This window comes from Bacillus sp. AFS041924, from assembly GCF_002577195.1.
Taxonomy (GTDB): Bacteria; Bacillota; Bacilli; order Bacillales; family Bacillaceae_G; genus Gottfriedia.
In genome coordinates, this window is the sequence record NZ_NULG01000156.1 from 1 (window position 1) to 3,913 (window position 3,913).

Genomic DNA, 3,913 nt, shown 5'->3' on the forward strand with positions numbered 1-3,913 from the left:
TCAAAGTTCACTTTGTCGCGATATCTCTTAGCGACTTATATTATCTTATCATAAGTCAGTCTGGTTAGTCAACAACTTTTTTATTGTTATTTTCTTGCCTCATTAACTGATTTAATGTGACAACGTTTAATAATATAACACTATTCTTTTATGATTGCAATAACTTTATTGCAAAAAATAACAATGTTCTTCATTATAATAAAAGAGTAATTTTGCTTAATTCACTCTATTTACTATAATGAATACACATTACTCTGCTACCATAGGTAACTCTACTACAAATAGTGAACCCTTACCAATTTTACTTTCTACATATACTATCCCATTATGCATATCAACAATTTTTTTTACGATAGATAAACCTAATCCATTTCCATTTGTTGTCCTGTCTCTTGATTTATCAGCTTTATAAAATCTTTCAAATATATGCACCTGATCTTCATCAGAAATACCAATTCCTGTATCTTGAATTTTTATAACCACCTTATCATAATCTTGCTTAGCTGATATAAATAGATCACCATTATTAGGTGTAAACTTTATACTATTAGTAATCAAATTCATCCAAACCTGATTTAAAAGCGCCTCATCTCCAATGAAATCAATTTTCCCAAGATCAACATGCATATTAATATTTTTTTCTAGTATTTGAGGTTCGCAGCTCAAAAGTGAATACATAAGTTGGCTATTCAATGAGAAATTGTTCTTTTCTATCGGCTGATTTTGTGTTTCTAGTGAAGTTAACTTCAGAAGATTATCGCTAAGCTTTGATAAGCGAGTGCTTTCATACTCGATAATATTCAAATATTGCTTACGTTCATCTAAAGGTAAATTTTCATTCTGTAGTACTTTGGCAAAACCTTTAATCGATGTTAATGGCGATTGGATTTCATGAGAAACATTAGAAATAAACTCTTGCCTCATATTTTCCATTTGATCTAAATTTTTTGCCATATGATTAAAGCTATCTATTATCTGTCCAATTTCACCACCAAACGCATTTCTGAATTTTTCAAGATCTACTGATACATTAAACTCTCCCCTGGAAATACTGCGAATCGCCTGCATAATTTCTTTTACCATTTTCATTTGCTTAGGATGATGAAAAAGTCTACCAAACAAAGCTGCAGCAAGCATTAGTATTAAGAAGGTTAAAAAAGTGTTTATAATTTGTTTCATTAAAGCCGATAGATTGGTTAGGTGATATTCATAGAAATAATTAGTAGCAAAATGAACAATGATGCTCCCTACTGTTATTGCAGTCGTTAATAATAATATAGCCCCTATAGCATCTCTAATTTTTTTAAGTAATTTCATTTCACTAACTCCATTCGATACCCTAATCCCCATACAGTGGAAATTTTAAAACCAAATGTTTTCTCGGGAAATCTTTCCCTTAACCTTTTTATATGAACATCCACCGTTCTTTCATCACCTGCGTAATCAAATCCCCAAATATTTTCAATTAGCTGTTCTCTTGAGTAAGTCCTTCCTAAAGAACTCGCTAAAGTAAATAACAGTTCTAATTCTTTCAATGGCATATTAATTACGTGATTATCATTTAGAACTTTGTAATTGCCATGATCTATTGTTAAATTTCCTATTTGAACAATTTTAGATGAAGATATTTTTGAACGTCTTAGTAAAGCTTTTACTCGAACTACCAATTCGACTGGCTCAAATGGCTTTACGATATAATCATCTGTCCCTAATTTAAACCCTCTAACCTTTTGTTCGGTTTCACCTTTGGCAGTTAGCATAATAATAGGGAGATCATATCCATTTCGTATTTCACTACATAGTTCGAACCCATCCATTTTTGGCATCATTAAGTCTATAATTAACATATCAATTTTGTTTTCTTCAAAAACAGTAATTGCTTCAATACCATTAGTTGCTTCAAAAACATGAAAGCCTTCATCACGAAGTAAAACATTTAATAATTTTCGAATATGTGGATCATCGTCTACAATTAATATACTAGTCATAAAAACACCTTCCCTCACTATAGTTACACTGCACTGTTTACTCTTAATTGTTGATCTGCAAACTCTTTGTACATTAGATGGTTACTATATAATTCATCATGTGTTCCAATTCCAGTTATTTTCCCTTTATCTAAAAACACGATTTGATCTGCATCAATAACTGTTGAAAGGCGGTGAGCAATAATCATAGTAGTTCTCCCTTCCATTAAATTAGAAAGGGCATTTTGTACAACTAATTCCGATCTACTATCCAGATTCGAAGTAGCTTCATCTAGCATTAATAATTTAGGTTTTCTTAACAATGCTCTTGCAATACCTATTCGTTGTCTTTGTCCACCTGAAAGTTTAATACCCCTTTCTCCAACTTCTGTAGCAAATCCTTCAGGTAAATCATCAACAAATTGATCAACATATGCCAAGCCCGATACATAAGCAAGTTCTTTATCAGATATTTCCCTTTTAATTCCATAACAGATATTCTCTCTTATCGTACCAGCAATTAGTGGACTCTCTTGTGCCACATATCCTATTTGGTTTCTCCAACTCTCTAAATGAAAACTATCAATGGAATTATTTCCTATTGTTATTTCACCGCTCTTTGGAGAATAAAATCGTTCAATGAGTGAAAATAAAGTTGTCTTTCCACTTCCACTTGGTCCAACAATTGCTGTTATCTTACCTGGGGGAATCGAAAAATTAAGATTTGATAACATCTCTTCTTCTTTATACGCAAAATGCAGCTTATTAATATGAATCGGTAAGGTCATATCAACATCTTTCTTTCCAGACTCATAATTTTCCTCTTCCATGTCTAATATACTAATCATTCTTTCCGTAGCCCCCTTTGTCTTTTGAAGCTCAGTAAAGAATTGTGTAATTTGTGTTACTGGAAAGATAATTTGAAATAAATATAATATATAAGCTACTAAAGCTCCTGCCGTAATTGCACCAGATGAAACTCTGACTCCACCATATCCAATGATGACCACTAAAATAAGCATTAACACGAAGGAAACAATCGGACCTGTTAAAGAATGTAATTTCCCTTCTTTTATTCCAAATTTTAATAAATTATTAATTCCCTTATTACCTTTATTAATTTCAGCAGATTCTGCATTTGAAACTTTTACTAATCTAATTTCAGAAAAGACTTGGCTCATTAATGAAGTGAATTCTGCTGTCTCATCTTGAGCTGCTTTTGATAACTTTGACATTTGTTTTCCAATAGGAATAAATATTAATGCAATGATCGGTATAATGCTAAACGTTACTAATGTCATTCTCCAATCTAACACTAGTAGTAAAATAAACGATCCAATAATCGCAATAATACCTGTTAAAAAATTTGTTATATGCTCTGTTATTAATCCTTTTAAAATTGACGTATCATTCGTAACTCGACTAACATTATCTCCAGTCTGAGTTTCATCAAAATATGAAACCGGTAGTAAGAGCATTTTTTTCCATAATCGATGTCTTACATTGGCAACGACTGTATTCCCTACTCGGCTTAGTAGGTATATAGAAGTTGCTGAAGAAATGGCTTGTATAATTAGTACAGCAGCAAAAATTGCTATTTGCTTTGCACTTAAGGTTGTTAAAGAGAAGCCATCAACAAACTTTTTTGTTAGTAATGGCAATAATAATCCCACTAAAGTAGTTGTTACACTTAGCAAAACTCCTATTACAAATAACGATTTAGGTGGATTTGCATTTTTTATTAAAGAGATAAAATTTCTCCAATCGCTCTTTTTATTTATATTAATTTCTTTTTTCATATCGTTACTCCCTACTCTAACTATTTGTTTATTTAGTTTACTTTTAAAATTTACAACTAAAATATGAATAAAGAATGAACTAAAATATTTTTCCTTAATAAACCAACTTTTAAAATCTTTTATAACGCAAAAAAACATCAGCCAAAT

Annotated in this window: 3 protein-coding genes; all 3 read right to left on the reverse strand. The window is 31.1% G+C overall.

Going from position 1 to position 3,913, the window contains the following annotated elements; translation table 11 throughout:
• Positions 1–249 precede the first annotated feature (249 nt).
• The 3 genes from COC46_RS21790 to COC46_RS21800 are packed head-to-tail and all read right to left on the reverse strand — an operon-like array spanning position 250 to position 3,766.
• A complete protein-coding gene (locus COC46_RS21790) occupies positions 250–1,317 on the reverse strand; it encodes a sensor histidine kinase (RefSeq protein WP_176545254.1) in 1,068 nt (355 codons plus the stop codon).
• A complete protein-coding gene (locus COC46_RS21795) occupies positions 1,314–1,988 on the reverse strand; it encodes a response regulator transcription factor (protein ID WP_098811984.1) in 675 nt (224 codons plus the stop codon). The genes COC46_RS21790 and COC46_RS21795 overlap by 4 nt, the downstream gene beginning before the upstream one ends.
• A 23-nt stretch (positions 1,989–2,011) precedes the next feature.
• On the reverse strand, positions 2,012–3,766 hold the full coding sequence (locus COC46_RS21800; protein WP_098811985.1) for an ABC transporter ATP-binding protein: 1,755 nt from the start codon (positions 3,764–3,766) through the stop codon (positions 2,012–2,014).
• Between the last annotated feature and the right edge of the window lie 147 nt (positions 3,767–3,913).